General features: G+C 41.6%; 11 protein-coding genes. All 11 read right to left on the reverse strand.

Features of this window, described 5'->3' with window-relative positions:
• Window positions 1-249 precede the first annotated feature (249 nt).
• Window positions 250-1,047: a sialate O-acetylesterase gene (locus tag CJF29_RS20755; protein WP_099145963.1), complete on the reverse strand. Its 798-nt coding sequence runs from the start codon at window positions 1,045-1,047 to the stop codon at window positions 250-252.
• 17 nt (window positions 1,048-1,064) lie between these two features.
• Entirely contained in the window at window positions 1,065-3,740 is a 2,676-nt protein-coding gene (locus CJF29_RS20760; RefSeq protein ID WP_099145962.1) for a glycoside hydrolase family 2 TIM barrel-domain containing protein, read from the reverse strand.
• Window positions 3,741-3,759: 19 nt separating this feature from the next.
• Complete coding sequence (locus CJF29_RS20765) at window positions 3,760-6,114, reverse strand: TIM-barrel domain-containing protein (RefSeq protein WP_099145961.1); 2,355 nt, start codon at window positions 6,112-6,114, stop codon at window positions 3,760-3,762.
• Between the two features lie 8 nt (window positions 6,115-6,122).
• On the reverse strand, window positions 6,123-7,916 hold the full coding sequence (locus CJF29_RS20770) for a glycoside hydrolase family 71/99-like protein (RefSeq protein ID WP_099145960.1): 1,794 nt from the start codon (window positions 7,914-7,916) through the stop codon (window positions 6,123-6,125).
• Window positions 7,917-7,973: 57 nt separating this feature from the next.
• Window positions 7,974-8,987, reverse strand: a complete 1,014-nt coding sequence (locus CJF29_RS20775) for a DUF6528 family protein (protein WP_099145975.1) — start codon at window positions 8,985-8,987, stop codon at window positions 7,974-7,976.
• Between the two features lie 57 nt (window positions 8,988-9,044).
• Window positions 9,045-10,601: a hypothetical protein gene (locus tag CJF29_RS20780; RefSeq protein ID WP_032844616.1), complete on the reverse strand. Its 1,557-nt coding sequence runs from the start codon at window positions 10,599-10,601 to the stop codon at window positions 9,045-9,047.
• Window positions 10,602-10,990: 389 nt separating this feature from the next.
• On the reverse strand, window positions 10,991-12,553 hold the full coding sequence (locus tag CJF29_RS20785) for a hypothetical protein (protein WP_099145959.1): 1,563 nt from the start codon (window positions 12,551-12,553) through the stop codon (window positions 10,991-10,993).
• Window positions 12,554-12,581: 28 nt separating this feature from the next.
• Window positions 12,582-13,193 carry a fasciclin domain-containing protein gene (locus tag CJF29_RS20790; RefSeq protein WP_004304976.1) on the reverse strand — a complete coding sequence of 204 codons (612 nt, stop codon included), beginning with the start codon at window positions 13,191-13,193 and terminating at the stop codon, window positions 12,582-12,584.
• Between the two features lie 14 nt (window positions 13,194-13,207).
• Window positions 13,208-14,677, reverse strand: coding sequence for a RagB/SusD family nutrient uptake outer membrane protein (locus CJF29_RS20795; RefSeq protein WP_004304978.1), 1,470 nt, complete (start codon window positions 14,675-14,677; stop codon window positions 13,208-13,210).
• 13 nt (window positions 14,678-14,690) lie between these two features.
• Window positions 14,691-17,828: a SusC/RagA family TonB-linked outer membrane protein gene (locus tag CJF29_RS20800; protein ID WP_099145958.1), complete on the reverse strand. Its 3,138-nt coding sequence runs from the start codon at window positions 17,826-17,828 to the stop codon at window positions 14,691-14,693.
• Between the two features lie 335 nt (window positions 17,829-18,163).
• Window positions 18,164-22,189 (reverse strand): hybrid sensor histidine kinase/response regulator transcription factor, encoded by a 4,026-nt coding sequence (locus CJF29_RS20805; protein WP_099145957.1) that lies wholly within the window; start codon window positions 22,187-22,189, stop codon window positions 18,164-18,166.
• Window positions 22,190-22,297: the final 108 nt, after the last annotated feature.

The raw sequence follows: 22,297 nt of genomic DNA on the forward strand, positions 1-22,297 counted from the left end.
GAAGAATCGCAGAAATGCGGTTCTTCTTTTTTATGACGACTCTTCTTTACTGACTTTATTCACAACCTAATTTCAGTTATCAACAAGGATATCAACAAAGTTATCAACAGGTTAATTTACTTATAATAAAGCAATTAACTATATAGATTCCTTTTCTATCAACAAGGCAGTATTTAGTTATTCACCATACAAAAGCCGGCTGATCCCTCATGAATCAGCCGGCTTTTATGTTCCTCGAAAAAGGGTATTCTATTGATGTTTATAGAACTTCAGTACCTTTTTCGCATAACGTTTTCCTAATAACAGTTGTGCTTCCGTATTAAAATGAGGGTCCTTCTCATCTTTATACCATCCCAATCCTTTCGATGATACCCAATCAGAATGGGGAATAAATGAAGAAACTTTTTTAATCATCTGATTAAAGGGGACTATACCAGCTTCTCTTTTTGTCCAGTTCCATTGAGAAATCTGTCCTACAACAACCGGTAGATTCGGCATGCCCAGATCTTCCCGCAAGTCTTTCACCAAAGAAATCAGTTTCTGTTTATACGCTTCCGGATTCGAACAATCGGCTTCTCCCTGATGCCAAAGGATTGCTTTCAAAACACCTCCCTGCTTCATTGCAATCCGAACCCGGGAAAGAGCTTCTTCATAATATCCGTCTTTACTCCCTTTTAGCCAGGAGTTGATGGATGAGCCTCCACGCGCATTTACTACCAGTCCGACAGGACGTTTCGTTTGTCGGGCCATCTCTTTAGCAAAGCCGTAAGCCGGTCCCAAACGCTGCATTGACAAATCTTTCCGAACTGTAGAATAACGATTGAGAGGATTTACTGCCGGTTCAAAATTCCCCTTATCATTCAATAGATACACATTTTGGAGGGTATCCATGACTTCCGGAGTTAATGTTGCACGCCCCGCCATGTTGGATTGTCCGATGCATACATACAAGTCAAAAGAAGACGGAACATTCTCCTTTACATTCCCGGCAAAAGCAAATAAAGATTGCAGGAGGAGAAAAGACAGTAAATAAATAGACCTAAGCATATTGACAGTGTTTATGATTAATAGTTTCTATAAATACGGATAGCGTTCAGAATAGGTTCTCCTTCTTTTTTATGAAAGTCAACACTCAATCCTTTTCCATCCTTCACCGTTACTACAAATTTCTTGATAACAGCACGGGCATATCCGTAATCACGAGCTATGTTGAAATCATCCAAAACAATCGTTCCATTCATTGAAATTCCGAAGCTACGGTTTCCGGCAAACGTCTGTTCCGAGTCAGCTCCCAGATTATAAACCAACGCTTCCCTCTCTTTGTCCGACTCCAATTCTGCCCAGTACAAATATACGGAATATTCTCCATTCGGTACATCAGCTTTAAAAGATTTTATTCCAACACGTTGAGTCTGGAAGATTGGATTCATATCTGTTCCCAGAATGTCAATATCCGAACCAAGCATACTGCCGAATCCTGTTTTACGACGATAAGAAGTTCCGCCTACAAATCCCCAGCTACCGGGCTTATACTCCTGCTCGGGAATCCATGCTACATTTGCTGTACGGTCTTCAAAATATCTCGGAGAACCCAACATTACATTTATTTCCGTAAATGGGATTGCTTCGTCTTTCAACTGCGAGCCTACCAACTGGAACTGAATCCGGAGCATATCCCGCAATTTGCTATCACCAGCCACGGCAACTGCTTCCAAGAGATTCTCTCCACCAACGAACGGTACGTCGAACAAGGCATAATTATCTTCTACCTTTTTCTTTCCCAGACTTTTATTGTTCACAAACAGCTCTACTTCTTCCGCATTAGAGAATACAGGGACAGACTGAATACATTCTTTCTGTGCAGTATTCACCACTCCCCCACGGCTTTTCCACTCCCGATTACCTATAACAAGTATCGGACGACGTGACAAAGCTGTCTTATAAAACCAATAGACATCTTTCTTCTCCCTGTCTAATCCGACAACTCCTTTATTGTTTACATGAGGAACAGCATCGACACGGGATTCGGAATAAAAATCATTCAGATTCCACAGACTGGAACCGGCAATAAACGGACGTTTCATCATTTCACGGAGATAATGTTTATGATACACCAAACCATATTCCTGTGAGAAGTCGAAACGTTCCGGCTGGTAGGAATGAAGTCCCGGATCTACTCCCGGTCCATATTCCGTAACCATCAACACTTTTCCCTTGTATACCTTATGGGCACGGTCGAGCAAACGTTGAAACTCATTAATATCCGGCTCATACCAGCCTTGATACAGGTTCCACCCCTGAATCATCGGAATTTCGGTCAGATGGGCATCTTCGTAATATTGAGGCATATTATGATAAGCCATCATGGTATATCTTGAAGGATCTTCCTCGCGGATGGTCGCTTCCAAGGCACGGGCTACTTTTTCAGTAAAGCGGTAGTAATCTTCCAATTGCTTGCCTTCGGTATAAGGGCGACGCAGAAAAATCTCATTCATATACCCCCAAATCATAACAGAAGGGCGGTTGAAATCCTGACGTACCATTTCTTTAGCCATCTCAACGGAGTTCTGCAAAAACTCTTCAGTTTCCGTAACAGCATTGACAACGGGGATTTCAACCGAAGTCACAATACCCAGTTTATCACACATTTCCATGATTACAGGATCTTGGGGATAATGTGACACACGCAGGAAGTTCCCTCCCATCTCTTTCAACAACAGTACATCTTGTACATGCAACTCATCGCGCAAGGCATTTCCTTTCTGAAAATAATCCTGATGCCGGGCAGTTCCGATTAGTTTACGTCCTTTGCCATTCAGGAAAAAGCCCTTTTCCGAATCAAATTTAAACCAGCGCAAGCCTAACGGATTCACCACTTCATCCAGCAAAGTACCCTTTTTCTTATCGAGAATACGCGTATATACCATATACCGATAAGGATCGTCTATATCCCACAAACGGGGCGAATCTATTTTTATCTTTTTAGAGATGTCTGTCTTTGTTTCACCGGATGCCAGCTTTATTTCCGCATGAGTCTTTTTCACTTCCTTACCATCCGCATCGCAGATTATATTTTCCACCCTGATTTCTGCAGGTTGGAGTGTATTATTCGTCAGTAATGTAGTAATTTCTACCGAGGCTGCGGAGTTGTTCACTTCGGGTGTACGGATATAAACTCCTGACGAAGCATAATCATTCGTTGCAATGTGTACCGGATTCATAAACTGCAGATAGACATCCCGGTAGATACCGCCAAAGAAAGTAAAATCGGCAGATAAGGGAGGAATATTCGGATTATAGACATTGTTCACATAAATGGCAAACAGGTTTTCCTGTCCATAACGCAAATGGGAAGTGATGTCAAAACAGAAACGGGTATACCCTCCTTTGTGTTCTCCCACGAACTGACCGTTCAGATAAAATCGCACTTCCTGATTGGCTCCTTCAAAATAGATCACTGCCTGACGTCCCTCCTGGCTTTTATCTACAAACAATTGTTTCCGGTACCAAGCCGGTCCCCGATAAAATCCCGGAGTTTCGTCGTCTGCATCTTTATTATTCCATGTATGAGGTATATTGACCGTCTCCCAAGAAGAGTCGTCACAGCCGGCCAGCTGCGCTTCAAACGGAGATCCTTTTGTAAATTTCCATCCGTCGTTGATTGTGTATACCACACGCTGTTGCGCCTGTGCCCATCCCACAATAAACAATAGAATAAAAATATAGAGAAACTTCTTCATAATCGATATATACTTATAATTAAAACTTTATTTTTACTTCTCTACCTGTGTAGACGCACTCTTTGCTATCAAGAGCTGCACCTTCAGGCAGATATAATTTCACATGCATTTTTATTTGTTCCGGCATACCGGGATAAGTTCCCTCACGCAGTCCAATAGTCAATGTCCGTTCCGAATCTTTCCATTGCATCGGCACTTTCGAACATACGCCCTCTTCATAGCGGTAGGAATCACCTTCATCCTCATACCATAAAAAAGCAGCATCCGCTCCTCCATAGATACGCAATTCCAGTTCACGATCGGGATATTCCATCGCATATTGTTTCACTTCTGCCAAAGGCAAGATAGAACCAGCCTTCACATAGAGCGGAAGTATGTCGAGGATATTTGTCTGCATTTGTTCTCTTCCTCCTTCAAAAGCTTCTCCGGTCCAGAAGTCATACCAATATTTACCGCTGTGTTCCGGCAGATAAATACAGATGTTCTTTTCTTCCGATTGCGGATGAAATACCGGACGCACCAATAAGGAAGTACCGAACATATAGGCATTATCAATATCAAATGTCCGGGTATCTGTTGTGAAATCCATTGCCAAACCTCTCAACATGGTATAATTATTGGCGGTTACCTGATGGGACATTGAGTAAATGTATGGCAACAGACGGTAGCGCAGATGGATATACTTCACTTGATTATCATAAGATAATGTCCCCTCTTCACCGAATTGCCAAATTTCACGCGGCACATTCGTACCGTGAGCACGGAAGATAGGAGTAAATGCGCTAAACTGGAACCAACGGGAATATAACTCTTTATAATCATTACTTTTCAGTCCGTCGGGATATTTTGCATCCCGTTCTGTGACAAAGAATCCTCCCGTATCGGAAGTCCAATACGGAATACCGGACATAGACAAGTTTAAGCCGGCAACCAGTTGTTTGTGCATATTCTCCCATGAAGCCGAAACGTCACCCGACCATACGGCTGTACCATAATGCTGTTGCGAGGCAAAGGCGGAACGAGTTAAGATAAATATACGCTTCTGATCGCTCTCGGCGCGCAGGCGTTGATAGAAGTCCTTTAGCATTTCTAAAGAATAAGTGTTCAGATAACGGTGGAAGCTACCCAGATAAGTATTACCAGCTGATTTGGTCTTTTCTTCCTGCTTCAACTGTGTGAATCCATCCCGGAAAGATGGTTCCGTTGCATCCATCCACCAGGCATCCACACCCATATCATAGAGTCCTTTCTTGAGGTATTGCCAGAAAATATCCCTCGCGGCAGGATTGTAGGCATCAAAAACCTTATAACCTGCCCATGTAGGTTCACTAAACAATGCACCGATAGAATCCAAAGACTGATAGACAGCCGTTTCCGGTCCGAATCCGGGCCATACGGAAAGCATAAAATGAACATGGTCCTGTTGATGCAGTTCATCAATAACCTGACGGGGATGATTAAAGTTTGCCGGATGGAAGGTCAGGCTGTTCCAATGAGGTTTGTCTCCCCAATATTCCCAGTCCTGCACAATGTTATCCAACGGAATTCCCCGTTTACGGTATTCTTTAACGACTGCCTTCAATTCATCGAACGACTTATATCGTTCTTTGGACTGCCAGAAGCCATACACCCATTTTCCAAACATCGGCACGTCCCCCGTCAATTCCCGATAACCGGCAACGACTTCGTCCATATTCTTGCCATAGACAAAATAATAGTCGGAGGCATCACCTACTTCGGAAGTAAATGAGTAGCCCTCCTTCGTATCTTCAAACTTCGTAGAAGAATAATTATCCCATAAGACACCATATCCGTTGGTCGAAATAAGGAACGGATTGACAATATCCATATTGGCCTGTAACAGAAGTACGGATTTCCCCCGGTAGTTCATGATTCCATTCTGATACTGTCCCAGTCCGTAAATGGCCTCATCCTCGGTAGGAACAAAGCGTTGAGTGACTTCGAGACATTGTTCACCTCCGGCAACCGAACGTTTGAAGTTCCGTGCCTTTCTATCCCCTTTCTCTTTTAGTAATAACTTACCTGTGGATGTTTCCTGAAAAGTGAAAGCCGCATCTGCCTTATCAAAAACTACGGAAAGTTCACGGGTGCGAAAGACCAGCTTCTGTCCCGTATCTTCCCATTTATAATCTTTAAAAGCCGGCTTTTCCGAATCGACCACCAATCTTCTTGTTACCAGTGTATCACCTTCAGGAAAAGACAGAATCCGCACGCACCCCGCCGACATAAACTCGACCCGATATTGAATACTGTCAGATACGAAAGCACATCCCCTACCGTCTTCATGAACCGGAGAGGAACATCCGATGCAGGATAGTACAGATAAAACTAATAACCAATTAAAACTCTTCATCCATGCATTTATTTGACTGTGTAGATCGTATAACCCAATGACAAATTACGAACTACGACATTTCCTTTTAAATAGAAAGTAGGCATATTGAATCCATTCACGATATTATCCTTATACAATTCTACTTTTGCGCTTTTCCATTCACCTGTATTGTCGGTACGTATCCGGGATACAATTTTAAACGGTTCTTTCGGTTCGCGCTGTGTAGATGAACGTATAAAAAGAGATTCATTTCCCTTGTCCAGGTATTCAAAATAGAGATACCCTACATAGTTATTCATTTGTAATTTGGAAACCAGCTCTTTGGGCAAAGAGATAGAGAGAGTTTCTTCGGCACTGTAACCACCGGATTTTCGCTTTCCCTGAATCTTCATGTCCGACTCACGCAAACGCATCATCTCAACCGCCAAAGCGGATTTTGCCGTCTTGACATCATTTTCTATTTGTGACAACAAGCCTATTGCCACCGGATAACGTCCCTGGCTAATCAACAATGCTGCCTTATCGAGCGAACGTTGACAAGCGGATACGTCCATCTTCGTCTTTTCCAGGAAACGGGCTTCTTTTCGCAGCCGGAAAAGCATTAAAGGTAAGGTTAATCCACGCTCGTCCGCCTGTTCGTCTTTGAATTCCGCCGCATACTTTAAAGTCGTACGTAGTTCACGGTCACCGTTTTCAATGGTCGGCTCTATTTCGTGTCCTTCGGTATAGTCACTCCACGAAGCGATAAACATCATGTCCAGACTGTCCTTCTCTGCCATACAGAACTTCCACATACTTTGATAAGTTTCTCCATTGTTACGTGGGATATAATAGAAGTGTCCACGTCCCCAGCCTGCACAGCCCCGGTTATCCATTCCCGGCATGGCAAATCCCGACTTAATGGTATAAGCAGGATTGTTACTATGCCAAATTGAATCACGGAAAGGTTTCATAAACTCAATAACATCATCCTGTGTGGCATAATTATCCCATTCAGCATGTGCCTGATCTCTTGTGCGAACACGGGCAGGAAGCCATGCAGTCGGTATTTCTCCCACTTTTTCCCAAGCATCCATATCATCACTGCGGGTGACGGGAATGTATTTATCATTTTCCAGTTTTCCCCAATCCGCCCAACGGCGTAAGGCAACGGGCTGCCTCATTCCTTGCGGAAACTTCACTTGTGATAACACTTTCTTGTATTCATCAACTTTCGCTCCGGGACCGAAATGATAAAAAACAGGCATTCCTTTCACCATAGGAGCAGTCGGACCTGTGAAGACACTATCTACCAGATATTGATAACATTTAGCCATGTATTCGGTCTTTGCCTCACGGGTGTTAACTTCCGGATAAATCTTCGTAATCCAGTCATAATATAACCAACCGTCGCACCAGTTTACGCCGATTTCAAAGTCATACTTTGCTGCCACTTTCTGCATCTCACGCAGCAAGATGTCATTTTCGTGAGGCTTGAACCCCCATTCGATAAAGAATCCATCTATCTTAGCCGCTTTTGCCGACAATATCTGATATTCGATATAATCGGGATCGAGATTGGACTGCATTCCGACTTGGGGATAAGCCACTGCCGCTATCTCATGCCGTCCTTCGCTGTCTATCAGATCGGCATTATAACACAGCGACTTCCTTCCGGTACTTGATTTTTCCGTATTGGCATACATTTCCCAACGGCCCAACTTTCCGTCATGCTGCCGGGTATAACGTACACCGTGGAAGTCGGCATACACTTTCTTTCCGTTTTGCGCCAAAGCCGGTAATGCGATAGATACCAATAAAAAAAGAAGAAGTTTCCTCATTGTTCCAAACTTAATTATTCAACTTATATATTTTATCAATCTTCGGCTATACTTAATTTAATCTTCGCCCAATACGAAATCATGCTTTTCCGGATAACTGAAAGTATTGTCTATCATCCAACGACCTTTATAAATCTTAGCTCCGTCCATTTTGAATAGTTCTTCTCCCTCCTCATTTACAAGTCCTTCTGCCCACCACTCTTCAGTCGGTTTCAACATCAGGATTCCATCCGGTCCGTTGCAGATACTTTTTATATCGGCTATGCTGTATACTTTTTCACAAGTAGGTTCGGTAGAGTCATTAGTCGTAGCGTCGGTAACTCCAGTCAAATCAAACTTATAGACAGCCGAAGCAGCAGTAAGCCATAATTTATCTTCTTCACCATATACCGGGAACAAATCATGCCCACCCGATTCATTGCTGAATGTATAAAGGGTAGTCTGATTTATTAACTTGGGATTACTCCGGTTGCCATCGTACTTAAAACGGAATAATGCAGTCACTCCCTCTTTTTTGGTAGCTGTAGCATAAAGATACGATCTTTTCTTATCCCAAACAACATTATGCGCATTACCCAACTTCACCGTATTAGCTTTTGCTCCCAATACCTTAACCGTGTCAACCACAAAGGTATTGATTTCACCGGATTTAGATTCTGCCGTCACGATATTTCCATCGGGCAATACCTCCGCAGAGTGGGGATTCTGTCCGCAATTTGCGTAGAACATTAATTTATGATCGGACAAACGGATTAAAGCCACAGCTCCGCCGGAGGCAGTCATCAAGATATAGCGTCTATTGAAAACCGGTTTTACTTCACTCGGATTAACAAACCAACCCTGCTGTGCAGCAGGAACACAGGCTGTATAAGGATCCCAACTCCAAATATTGCGGTGCGTCTCCGCATCTCTGATGACAATAGCCCGTCTGGATTGTTCCGCCAGTACATAAGCCTTTTCCGGAAGTTGAAAGATCTCATTTTTTACTACAGGAGCGGCATCATCATCGGAACATGCTCCCAAAGCTATATTAAATCCTAAAAGGATTGCAAATAAACTAAACTTCTTCATGGTCATAACTATTTTAATTCTAAATATTCAATTTGTCTATTTAAAGTTTCCGTCAATCTATTGAACCGATTTTGTATCGTAATAATCGATCAATGAATGAACTGAAAGATTCAACTGCCGCATGTGCGACAGAAAAGATTCATAAGGTTCGTATTCGATGGAAACCACTCCTTTATTAGAAGCTTTTCCGTTAGAATCGTAACCATCATTATACTCAAAATGTACCCAGCCTACACAGTTTCGAGTTTCAAGCAAACGAAGACAGAAGTTCTGATAAAACTCACCTCTATTTTTTTGTGTATGCACCAACCAGCCACCTCCTTCAGTATTAGCATATCCAGTTCCCTGATAACTGGCATCTTCCGCTTTTATATAGAATTCTGAAACTAAAAAAGGTTTCGCTCCACACCAGACTTTCAGGTTTGCCAAGAAATCTGCCTCCGGTTGCCAACGTGCATAATAGTTGACGGAAACAAGATCGCAATAACGAGCACACGCTTCCACCACTTTCTGATTATATTTACTCCAATCATGCAGACGTGTTCCCAATATCAAATGCTCTTTATCATATCGTCTGACGGTAGCGGTGGTCAACTGATAATAATAATCAGCAACCATCCCCCGGAAATCTTCCTGATTTTTCTTGGTTATCACTCCGGTAGAAGCTATACCGTTATCCCGCATAAACTTTTCTGCATACTCACGAGCAGCTTTATAGCGTTCGGGCAAAGACAAGAAATGTTTCAGATCAATTCCTCGCAAAGGGTCAGCATTCTGATAACTGGCAAATGGCAATTCATTGTCAAGATAGAAACCTATAAAATGCCGGTCACCGGCAAATAAAGCTGACTTCTCTTGTACGAGACGATCTATGTACGTAGCAAATGTGGGTTCAAAAAGAAGAACTAAGCGATTATATTTGTCATCATCAAACGCGTAGCCCAAATTCTTACTCATATCCCACATAAAGGTACGAAGCAGATACAGATTCTCTGCATAAGCAATCTTTTGCGTCTTAGGGGTCAACAAGTTACCACGTACTGCAGCAGGAAATACTTCAATACGGTTCGAGCCATACGAAATATAGTTTATATGATTGTCTGCTAACAGTTTGCCAGTCTCTTCACTCCATCGCGCCTCACTACCGTATCGAGTACCGAAAGCCTTCTTATGAGCAGTAGATTCTCCCGGACGAACATGCTGAATTCCATGAATGATAACAGCTCCATTATCCGGATCGAGCAAATAAGAACGGCCTCCACAATTAGCCACTCGGAAAAAGCCTTCTTTTCCAACCACAGATGAAGGTTGTAAACCGATTCGTCCTCCCCATGCAGTCCGGCTATAATCCGAAGAGGGAGTATACCAATTCATATTATCAATGGTACGTGTTTCCCTTGAATCTGCCGTTGTCCATGCCTGGAAAGTTCCGTTCTGCCACTTCCGGTATTCTACATTCATAAAAGTATATTCATCTTTTTCCAAAGGAGTATCTTCTCCTTCCGGTTTCAAAGGTTCTATTTCGTTGGAAGAGGAGGAACAGCTAAACGTCAACTGCATCAGTCCGACCAAAGATAAAAAGAGGAAATACCTATATATTATATGTTTTCTCATATTACTTTCAGCTACTGCACATTATTACTTAACCATCGTATTTGTTATCAGTCGCATCTTTCGTATACTCTATCTACGGTTCACCGGGATAGCTGTTACTAACTCTCGCGTTGGCTATTAATAGAAAAGTTATTCTCTACAAGGAGAGAACTTCCTTCCCCCTTGTTGCAAACTTCTTTTATCCCTATTATAAACTATAAACGCAAGCTTTGTTTTCATAATTGAAAGCTTTGTTTTTATAAACGCAACTTGCATTTATAAAAACGGAAGCTTCGTTTATAGTTTGTATCGGACAGAGAACAACTTTATTCCCAATGAAAGGGAAGTTTAGTCTTAATAGAAAAGAAGTTTTCTATTAAGACTTCAGACGCTAGGTAATACTACCCTGTTTACTTCTTCTTAGGGAATTTGATTTCAACCGTTAATACACGAGCTGTTGTATCTCCGGGCTTCAACACACCTTCCCCGGTAGACGGTGTCATACTGATAATTCTCATTACTCCAATCCTATTTCCACCTGCTGCAGAAGTCGATGCAGTTTTAAAGGCAATAATATCTCCCTCCGTTATAGGAATCAAGTCTTCTTTCACAATCAAGCTAGCTGATATTTCAGAAGCAATAGAAGTAACTGTTGCATTATCATAATCAAAGTCGGAGAGTTTGGCTAACATAGTCCTATTCTTTACTGCCGCAGTGTTCAGACCTGCACCATTAGAACCTTTATACTCATCAGATTTTGCCGCATTTATTGAATACAGACGAGGTTCTGAATCCACATTTGAGCCTTTTCCCATACAATAGAATTTCAAATCAACATTCTTCGCATTATCTGCGCTGGTTAATGCATAATCAATAGAATAAGTTTTCAAATCTTTGAAAGACAGCAATCCATAAGCATCCGGATATTTTTCGTGCGCACTATTAGCAAAAGTCTTACTGGATATATTCACAGTAGCAACGTCCATATTTACATATGCTTTCACAGTTCCGACAGCTTCTTTTCCTACTCTCCCATCAGAAACCACCACTTTAATTTGAGACGTAGTTTCAGTAAAATCAATTTCCGGAGTGTAATCCAATTGTTTCTCACCATTCTTCTGTTCCCGTAAGACTTCGATTTCCTGTCCGTTTTCAATACGGTAAATAATCACTTCGTGAACTCCACGTACAGATTCCACCTTTACCGGCACTCCTTGTTTAGCATCCGTTGTAGCAAAAATAGGCAATTCAGGCAAGGTCAATACAGGTATTGGCACTGTTCTATATTCCACTGGTAAAGTTGAAATGGTCACATTATCATATATATCCACTGCTTTTACTTTGAAACCTTTATCGCCTTCTTTGTAATTAATCATCTCATCATACGAGAAATTCTTCTTCCCATTCAGTTCCACGCTTCCTTTCGATTCCTGTCCGGTCGCAGATACCAAATAGACCTCCACTACCTTCAAACCGGCTTCTGAAACAACTTCGAAAGTAGTACGGGGAATTACCGGGTTTTCATCCATTTCATCATATATAATCTCTTCCGGGTCGAATGTTATGACAGGACGTGCCATTACATCGGTAACAGCAATTGGTAAAGTTCCGCTCGTAACATGATTCAATTTATCCGTAGCCTCAATGATAAAGGCTTCGTAATTTGCATTGTATTCCAGATTTTCAGACAAGCTGTAAGAATTGGGATTAAAAAATTCAGTCACCGTTTTATATTCGGTCACCCCCTCCACTGTCTGCAATTTCATTGTCACACTCTGTAGTCCGGCCTGCGACTTTATGACAGCCACTACCGGCAGATTATCTACTTTATTTAAATCCACATCCAGTTGTTCCATCGGGAATTTAATCACAGGAGCAGCCGCATTAGGATCCAGACCATCATTATCATCGCTACAGGCAGCAAAGCCCAGGCAAAGTCCTAGTATTAATAAGGTATATATTTTACGAATCATAATTAGTTCTCTTTTTAATTAACTGTGGTTATTTGGAATATTTGCAATAGTTCTCAAATATATGAATCACACCGTTCGTCGGCAGAATGTTGCTAGTCTTAGCCTGACGCTGTGGAGATTTCCCGTTGCTTCCGGTCTGATTCACCAGAATCTTACCTACTGCAGCCTGCCATGGGTTTTTCCATACAGACATTGTCATCAGTCCATTCTCTCCTTTCAGCATCGTCAATACGAACATCGGTTCCACCTGCAACTGTCCATAAGAACTATATTCACCGTCTACAATGTGATAAAGCAACATGTTCGTTACTTTCTCTTTATCACAATCGGTAATGGATGCTGCACCTGCAAATTCATTTTCACGATACAACTGCATACCTGCATTATTCAAAGCCAGAAAAGTATATTTATTGTCAGTCTGGGTATAATAGTCCTTCAGACCTGTATACTCAATAGCTGCTATCAACTCCGAGAACATATCTTTGTGATCTTGGAAATATTCCCACGCTGTCACTTTTACATACGGATCATCCACCGAAGGCTCATAATCATAATTCTTCTGCAAGTCCAGGTCACAGCCGGTCAATGCCAATATCGCCCAACAAAAGAAAAGGGTCTTATATAATATTGTCTTTTTCATTGTTTCTACCTTTTTTAGTTGTTAGTATTACCATAATACGTGTTCTGCACAATCTTCGGATTTTCCAAGATATGTGAATAGTGAATCGGGAAGAGTTCGTTTCCGTCCTGTTCCATTCCGTTAATCGGTTTCATCACTTCCTTCCACTTTCCGGTACGCAACAAGTCAAACCAGCGGCGTCCTTCGCCGGCTAATTCCACTTGCCGTTCACGCAATATATAATTAACGACTTCGTCTTCAGAAGCAAAATCATTTTCAGTCAACGTGTTCAATCCGGCACGGTCACGTACAGTTTTTACTAAATCCAAAGCTTCACCCCATTTTCCCTGATGAGCACGAGCTTCTGCTTGCAACAACATCATATCTGTGTAACGATAAATTGGATAGGCTACTTCGCATGTCTTATTCAAAGAGTTACTGATGTCACCTGCCATATATTTACGCAATTCATTTCCATTCTGGTAATTCTTCACCGTATAATCTTTGCGCAAATCACCTTTCATATCCTTTTCATCAAAGATGCTCATAAACTTGTCGGACATAACTGCCGCACGGTTTCCTGAACCGGAAAACCATTGATACATATAACTGTAACCATTCGTGCCGACTTCATCCATGTTGAAATGAACAAGGAATATTAACTCTCTGGAGTTATATTCATCATTTTCGGGCGTATCATCCGAAGGCTTATTGTTGAGTTCTTCCGTAAACATGGTATGCCAAGTAGCAATGTTAGGTTCGAAGTCTACAAAGCGTCCACCCTTTTTGGAAGCAATAGTTGCCATTTTATCAATGGTCTGGTCAGCCAGATTATATTCTTCAGCCCACATATAAGCGTCCGCCATGATAGCCCATACGCCACAGATAGAAATACGCTTGCGTTCGTAATTCTTATTACGGTTAATCAGGCTTTCCGCCTTTTTCAGGTCAGGAAGAATAACATGTTCCAGAATATAATTCTTATCTGTACGTTCCTTGTAGATAGCCTCCGAATACTTTTCAGTAGGTTCTATAAACAAAGGTACGTCTCCCCAGACACGGATAGCATAGAAGTAAGCCAAAGCACGCAACGCATACGCTTGTCCAAGGTAATCGTTACGGTCTGCCACATCCGGCATACTGATATTAGGAACATATTTGATGGCCAGATTGGTCTGGTTAATCATCTGATACAAGGTCGTCCATTTCGCACATTTCTCGTCCGTAGACATCAGGTTGTTAATCACACGTGCCTGATCGGCCATCACCGGTGCTCCGGGAGCTACGTTATCCGAACGGAACTCACCCCAATAAAAATAATTCTCGCGTAAAGTGGAACGCAACAGTCCATAAATTTCATTTATACCTGCCTTAGCGTCACGGGCGGTCTGCCACATGTCACCTGCCGGGATTTCACTCACCGGTTCCTCATTCAGAAAGTCTGAACAGCTATTCAATGATAGAGCCAGGCATATAGCTCCAACAAAATATTTTATATTCTTCATACGATATCTTCAATTAAAAGTTTGCAGAAAAACCAATACCATATTCTCTCTTTCTCGGATAGCGGTAAGAGTCTTTACCTACCTGCAGAGGATTACTCGTAGAGAATTCAGGATCAAATCCCGAATAGTTGGTCCATGTCAATGCATTGTTTACAAAAGCGTAGATATTTATATTCTTCAACATCAGCTTCTTTATCCAGTTTTCTGGAAGATCATAGGCTATACGTACGTTCTGCAGACGAATAAAGGAAGCATCTTCCAGATAGAACGAGTTACCCATACGTGCATTGTTATAATCATCATTATACGGACGCGGATAGATAGCCTGGTCGCCCGGATGCAACCACATATTATGAATTACTTCCGGTGAAGGAGTGGTTCCCGTATATTTGAACATGTTACGATTATGTTCAGCGGCATTATAAATCTGTCCTCCCAAAGAATAATAGAATCCCAGATACAGGCTTACGTTTTTCCAGGTCACGGTTGTATTCAAACCACCGGTCACATCAGGCATGGCATTACCAATCACCATACGGTCGTTATCATCAATCACACCATCCCGGGTTCCTTCCGGTTCTTCCCAGTTGTAATCTCCGCCACGGAACGGTTTGCCGTTCGGTAACGTTTTCTGGCGAATATCACCTGCATATTCCTTTCCATTCAATAAATACTTGTATTGGAATACACCATTTTCAAACACCGGAGTCAGTTGCTCCCATTTATCTGTAAAAGCATTCGATTCGTCATAAGCAAAGACACCGGCACTTTTAAATCCATAGAAGTCACCTACACGACCGCCTTCCTGCATCCACCAGATATCACCTTCCATATATGCCTTACCTTCAGACAGTTTCTCAATACGGTTGAGATTTCTGGAGATATTGAAAGAAGCATTCCACTTCCAGTCCTTTGTGCGGATAATATCACCGGTAACGGCAATTTCAAAACCGCGGTTGCTCATCTCACCGACGTTTGTCTTCATATATGCAAAACCGGATTCTTTAGGCAGTTGGTAGTTTGCCAACAAACCGTCTGTATATTTGTCGTAGTAATCGGCAGTGATTGTCAAACGGCTATTCCAGAAATTCAAGTCCAAACCAAGGTTGAATTGTTTGGTTTCCTCCCATTTCAGGTTGTCTTTACCGATACGAGTCGGAATAACGCCACCCACTCCGTCATAGATAGAATTCGGAGAATAAGAATAAATATAATCATAGTTTCCGATCGCTTCATTACCGGTAATACCATAACTTACACGTATCTTACCATCTTCCAGGAATTTTTTCGAGAACTTCATGAATTTCTCATCAGAGAAACGCCATCCCACTGATACTGAAGGGAAATTACCCCATTTGTTTTCTTTCGCAAAACGAGAAGAGCCGTCACGACGGATATTCGCTGTAAACAGATATTTTCCCAGATAATCATACGTCACACGTGCAAAGACAGAAGCCATGGAATGATTACTCAAGGTAGATCCCGTAGATGACAAATCCAAATTGGCAGCAAATGCATTCATCGTATAAATAAAGTCGGTAGATGAATTCAAACCTACAAAGGTTTCATTTTCATAACGCCATTGTTGAGCACTGACACCCACCATCGCACTGAAATTATGTCCTTTGATTTTGCGTGCATAAGTGATGAAATCTTCATTCATCCAGTTCCAGTTCAGATAGTTGTAAGAGTATCCTCTATTTTGTTTCTGCCATTCATCGGTGATAAGACTCGGTTCGAGTTTTTTGCGCTTGTCCAGATAGAAGTTGGCATTGATATTGGCTCTGAACTTGAGGTACTTGTTGAACTTGATTTCAAAGAACTGGAAAAAGTTCGCTTTATAAGAATCTGTAAAGTCAGTCGTATAATTAATCTGTGCAATAGGGTTCTTTTGACCGTTGAACACTCCAACCAAAGAACCATCCGGATAATAAGTATTGAAATAAGGACGGCGAGTCAACACAGCACTTAACAAGGTACCCTCATCCAATCCTTTTTTCTTGGAATAAGTCAAAGAAATACGGCTACCCATGTTCATCCAGTCTGTCGGTGAATAATCGGAGTTGATACGAGTATTTAATCTTTGGAAACCGGTATTGGAAATAATACCTTTCTCGTTATAATAACCGGTATTGATGAAATATTTCAGTTTCTTTGTACCGCCACCTACACTGATATCCACCTGATCTTTCTGCGCAGTACTTGTAATCATGTCCAGATAATCATTGTCTACATTGAAGAATGAGTTCAACGGATCATTCAGAATATCAATACTTTCATCCGGATTACCTCCGCCGTATGTTTCAAAATACTCTTTGCGGTACTGGTCGTACAACAGACGCTCTTTGCGATTTGCCTGTGGTACCTTATGAGACAATGTACCCCATGAGTGATTATACTTGATATCAATACGAGCCTTACCTTCCTGACCGCTCTTGGTTGTGATAATAATCACACCGTTAGCCGAACGGGAACCGTAGATAGCTGCAGAAGCAGCATCTTTCAAAATCTCCATGGAAGTAATATCATTGGTATTGATACCATCGATACTTTCCAAAGGCACACCGTCTACAATATAAAGGGGAGTAACTCCTTCGGCGGAGAAAGTGGAAGTACCACGAATTTTAATAGAAGAAGATTCACCGGGTTGTCCCGAGCCGGACACTACCTGTACACCGGCAGTAGTACCTTGCAGTGCTTCAAAAACATTAGTAGCCATCTTCTGCTCAATAGCCTCACTTGAGATGGAAGTAATAGCTCCCGTCACATCACGCTTTTTCATCGTACCATAACCCACTACCACTACTTCGTCCAGTAACTTAGAGTTCTCTTCAAGCGTAATATTCGTTGTTTTATCTTTCACTACCACATCTTTAGGGGTATATCCCATAAATGATACAGTCAAAGTAACTCCTTTCTTTGAAACATTCAATGAGAAATTACCATCTAAATCCGTAATTGTTCCATTAGATGTTCCTTTCTCCATCACATTAGCGCCAGGTAAAGGAAATCCTGTTTTATCCACAACAACTCCTTTCACTGCAAACCCGCCTTGAGCATAAGCCGGATGGGCAAGGAAAAAGAGACTCAAGGAAATCAAAAGAAACGACTGCAACAATCGCACTTTTGTCCTACTCTGCAAATTTTTCATAACTAGAATAAAATTAAATTGGTTAATTATCAAGGTTTTACTCACTACTTAATTAATTAGGAGAAATACATTAGCTCTCTCCCGTAAGATGTTATCTTTTATTTATTACATAGATAATCGTCTTTCATAATACTATACAATAATTATTATATTAGAATAAAGATTATACAATACCCGGTCTGCTAAATAAAAGTGTGTGCGGACACACCCAATTAAAGAAAACTCAAGTACAAGCTGGCATGATCCAACGCCACAAAAGTATCGCATTTGAGCATATTGCACCCTATCGAATTGTTCGTTTTATCTAGTCTAAAAATTCAGACGACTTATTTTAATCACTTTACAGAGGGATCGGAAGGGGCATCATGAGATTTCCTATACTGTGTAGGAGCAATATCAAAAAGTTCTTTAAAGCATTTGTTGAAGTATTGAGGATTTCCAAATCCTAACCGGTAAGCAATATCCGAAATGTTCATCTCCGGAGCATTCAGTAGAAAATATGCTGCTTTTTTCAGACGAAGATTCATGATAAAATTATTTGGCGTACTTCCCGTAATACCTTTTATCTTCTGGAATAAGACGGTACGTCCTACTCCCATCTCCCGTGAGAAAGCATCTACACTGAATTCGGGATTTTCCATATTATCTTCCACCACTTGAGTAGCTTGTTCGATAAACTTCTGGTCGAGTTCATTCGTTGCAATCTTCTCCGCCTTGCTATCCAGTTGATGGGCATATTTATTCTGTAAAAGTCTGCGGGTATTAATCAGATTATTGCATTGCATCACCAACCGCCGCATATTAAATGGCTTCACCACATAAATATCCGCTCCAATTCTCAATCCTTCCAACTCACGTTCGGGAGCACTAAGGGCAGTCAGAAGAACGACAGGTATATGGCAGGTTTCTATATTGTTCTTAATCTTGGCACACAACTCTGTTCCGGGCATTCCGGGCATCATGATATCCGAAATTACCAGATCGGGTTGCATTACCTTTACTTTCTCGTACCCTTCCTTGCCATCACTTGCAGTTTCAACCGTATACAGCGGAGAGAAGATATCTACAAGGATATTTCTGATTTCTTCATTATCATCAATCACCAGTAATTTACAGTCAGTAGTCCCGTTTTCACTTTGGGCTGACTGCACCTCTTTAACCAGCAGTTCTTTATCTTCCGAATAATAAATATATTCCTTATCCTGCTCCGGTTCAATCCGGGCCACAGAAGAGTCAAAGTGAGCATCCCCTTTTTTCAGAGTGACCTTAAAACAAGAACCTTTTCCCAACTGACTTTCTACTGTTATATCCCCCTGGTGGGCTTTCACAATACCCTGACTCAAAGCCAGTCCGATACCTGTTCCTCCATACTGTCCTATATTCTCAACCTGATAGAATCGCTCGAATATCTTAACATAGTCTTCCTCGGATATTCCCGCACCATTATCGGAAACGGAAAACATACATTCCTCCGTTCCATCAGCCAATTCCATACGGATAGTTCCACCGTCTGAAGTATATTTAAAAGCATTAGACAGCAAGTTATTAACCACCTTCTGTATTTGCATCCGGTCTCCCCACACGAGGCATTGCTCGCAGTCGGCATGCAAAACAAACGAAATATTCCTGTTAGCAGCCAACTCCTTAAACAATACATAATGCTCTTTGAGCAAAGAATATAAGTCAAATTGAGAAACTTTCAGTTTCAAAAGTCCCTGCTCCTGTTTCCGGAAATCAAGTAACTCCGTAATCAATGATTTCAGGTTACCTGCATTTTTATGTATATTCAACAGTTTCGAATAAGCATAGGTAGACAATTTGCCGGAATTCAGCAACAGATCAACCTGCCCCAGGATAAGAGTGATCGGAGTTCTGATTTCATGCGAGATATTCGTGAAGAAACGAAGTTTGGATTGATTCATCTCTTCAATGTATTGCTTCTCGCGAAGTTCAAAATCCAATGAAGTTTTCAGGAACAGACGGATTCTATATTCTCTCACGATGAAGAATAGAATAGTCAGAATCACGCATACATAAATAGTGTAGGCCCACCAAGTAGCATAGAAAGGTGGCGTAATCGTTATATCCAGCGATCTGATTACTTCCGGAAAGTTCTTCAATCTGATCTCAAAGACATAATCACCCGGAGAGATATTTGTATAAGTAATGTCATTTCCCAGACGGTTCTCGCTCCATTCATCATTATATCCCATCAACCGATATTCTACCTCACCACCGCCTATATGCAGAAAATTATCTGTTGAGAAACCGATAGAAAACACATTCTGCAAGTAATTCAATTTGATCCGTCCGGTATAGGCAAAGGATTTATTTAAAATACCGGTTTGATCGCCTGTTGTTATCTCTTTGTTGTTGACATACAAATGAGCCAACTCCAGATCGTATATTTTCGGAGGATAATACAGACTACTTTCACGAATGGTTACCAATCCGGTAGCTCCTCCCATATAAATATCATGATTACGGGATACATGCATGGATTTCCGGTTCACAAGAGTCAGCGGAAATCCGGTTTTAGAATTGAAGTTTATCACTTTTCCCTCTTTCTGTTCCAGCATTGACAATCCATGCCCGGTACCAATCAATAAATTCCCGGAAGGGGTTTCCCCCAGTACCCTGATATTTTCTCCCGACAACACACTTTCAGGAGTATGTAAACGAAACAAACGTTCTTTCTTATCCAGCAAGAAAAGTCCGTTGCCATGTGTCCCTACCCAAATATTTCCCTTTCGATCTTCATAGATAACATTGACCAACTCTTTTTGAGATCTGACCCGTTTCTTCAGACTTATCCTATAGGTTTCAAACCGCTTTTCATCAATCACATAGGCTACACAACCATCGTCGGCAGCAAACCATAATCTGTTTTTCGAATCAAGCAATAGGGTGTTATAATTATGTGTAAACAGTTCCTTCTGGTGAAACAACACCTCGGATTTCAAGGTCTGTTTATCCAAACTCACAATAGCGGATGTTGTCCCGACATACAATTTACGAGGAGTATCCGCCAAGGCAAACAGGGCTTCTCCTACACTTTCTTCTCCAAGCGGTTCGAGATTATAGATATCATTCCGATAGTTATTAAGATGAAAACAATTCACCTTATTGGTAAAATCGGCTGCAATCCATAAGCAATTATTAGCCTCATCAAAAACAACATCTTTCAGGTAGTCCGTACTGAAATGATATCCCGTATGCGCATTAAAATGCTTGAACTTTCCCTGTTCCGGTTGATATAAATCTAATCCCCCTCCTTCCGTACAAATCCAGATATTCCCGGCTTTATCTTCTGCCATAGCACCGACCACCGGAAAAGACAATCCGGTGTCCGAAGCATGATAATGCACAAAATGCTGATATTCCGGAGAGAAGAAGTTTACTCCTCCCCAATAAGTCCCCACCCAAACAGTTCCTTGTTTGTCCGTATAAAGAGACGTCACCGAACGATTGGACATAGCACCCACCCGGTTAGGATCAGCCTGATAATGGAATATTTTCCCGGTAGCCACTTCAATCTTACTCAATCCACTTCTGTAGCCTACCCATATATTCCCTTCCAGGTCCTGACATAACGCTCTCGCCATATCGTCCCGAACCGTGTAAACACTCTTATCATTATATTCATAGTGATGTATGATCGTACCTTGAGGTGAAAAACAGAAAACGCCCTGATCCTGCGAACCGATCCAAATATTCTGGTCGTTACTTTTTATCAGTTTCATCACTTTAATTCCGGGCAAGTGAAGTGACATCGATCCGCAAGTATCTACACGCATCACCCCACCCTCTTTCAAAGCAATCCAGAGACTTCCTTCGGAACCTTCCACCATCGTCGGGCCACTATCCGGCAGCTGCAAATCGGCATACATCGGTTTCAAGAGGCGGGTATTCTTATCGTATAAGAACAGTTTTCCTCCTTCTGCAATCCACACTCCCGTCTTTCCTTTGGCAAGAGTGGAGGGAGAAGTCACCGGAAGAATATAATATTTTTCTGTTTCAAGGTCGAACTGGAAAAGTCCGGTAGAGGCCAACAGGAAAAGACTTCCCTGACCGTCTTCCACCATTTGAGTCACATATAAATTACCATAACTGATAGAGTCGTTATGAAAGTGGTTGAAGACTTTGATGTGATTGCCATCGAAACAATTCAGCCCGTCCAAAGTGGCAATCCATATACGCGATTTCTCATCCTGGCAAATATCGCTCACCGTTATTTGCGACAATCCATCTTCCACACCCAATGTTCTGAACTTGTATTCCTGTGACCGGAGTGGAAATACAAATCCAAAAAGAGATAGCAGAATAAAAAAATGGATCTTAGATAGTCTTTGTTCGCGCATATCAAGAAGGATGATTTATAGCACACATTAATCTCGCCACAAAAGTAACAGTTTTTATGATATTCCCAAAATCAGAGCAAAATAACTGATATATATAGACACCACCCT

The sequence above is a fragment of the Bacteroides celer genome, assembly GCF_002632415.2.
GTDB lineage: Bacteria > Bacteroidota > Bacteroidia > Bacteroidales > Bacteroidaceae > Bacteroides.

Coding starts and splice junctions, on each gene's coding strand:
- CJF29_RS20755 (WP_099145963.1), bottom strand. CDS start 1,047: ATGCTTAGGTCTATTTATTTACTGTCTTTTCTCCTCCTGCAATCTTTA.
- CJF29_RS20760 (WP_099145962.1), bottom strand. CDS start 3,740: ATGAAGAAGTTTCTCTATATTTTTATTCTATTGTTTATTGTGGGATGG.
- CJF29_RS20765 (WP_099145961.1), bottom strand. CDS start 6,114: ATGAAGAGTTTTAATTGGTTATTAGTTTTATCTGTACTATCCTGCATC.
- CJF29_RS20770 (WP_099145960.1), bottom strand. CDS start 7,916: ATGAGGAAACTTCTTCTTTTTTTATTGGTATCTATCGCATTACCGGCT.
- CJF29_RS20775 (WP_099145975.1), bottom strand. CDS start 8,987: ATGAAGAAGTTTAGTTTATTTGCAATCCTTTTAGGATTTAATATAGCT.
- CJF29_RS20780 (WP_032844616.1), bottom strand. CDS start 10,601: ATGAGAAAACATATAATATATAGGTATTTCCTCTTTTTATCTTTGGTC.
- CJF29_RS20785 (WP_099145959.1), bottom strand. CDS start 12,553: ATGATTCGTAAAATATATACCTTATTAATACTAGGACTTTGCCTGGGC.
- CJF29_RS20790 (WP_004304976.1), bottom strand. CDS start 13,193: ATGAAAAAGACAATATTATATAAGACCCTTTTCTTTTGTTGGGCGATA.
- CJF29_RS20795 (WP_004304978.1), bottom strand. CDS start 14,677: ATGAAGAATATAAAATATTTTGTTGGAGCTATATGCCTGGCTCTATCA.
- CJF29_RS20800 (WP_099145958.1), bottom strand. CDS start 17,828: ATGAAAAATTTGCAGAGTAGGACAAAAGTGCGATTGTTGCAGTCGTTT.
- CJF29_RS20805 (WP_099145957.1), bottom strand. CDS start 22,189: ATGCGCGAACAAAGACTATCTAAGATCCATTTTTTTATTCTGCTATCT.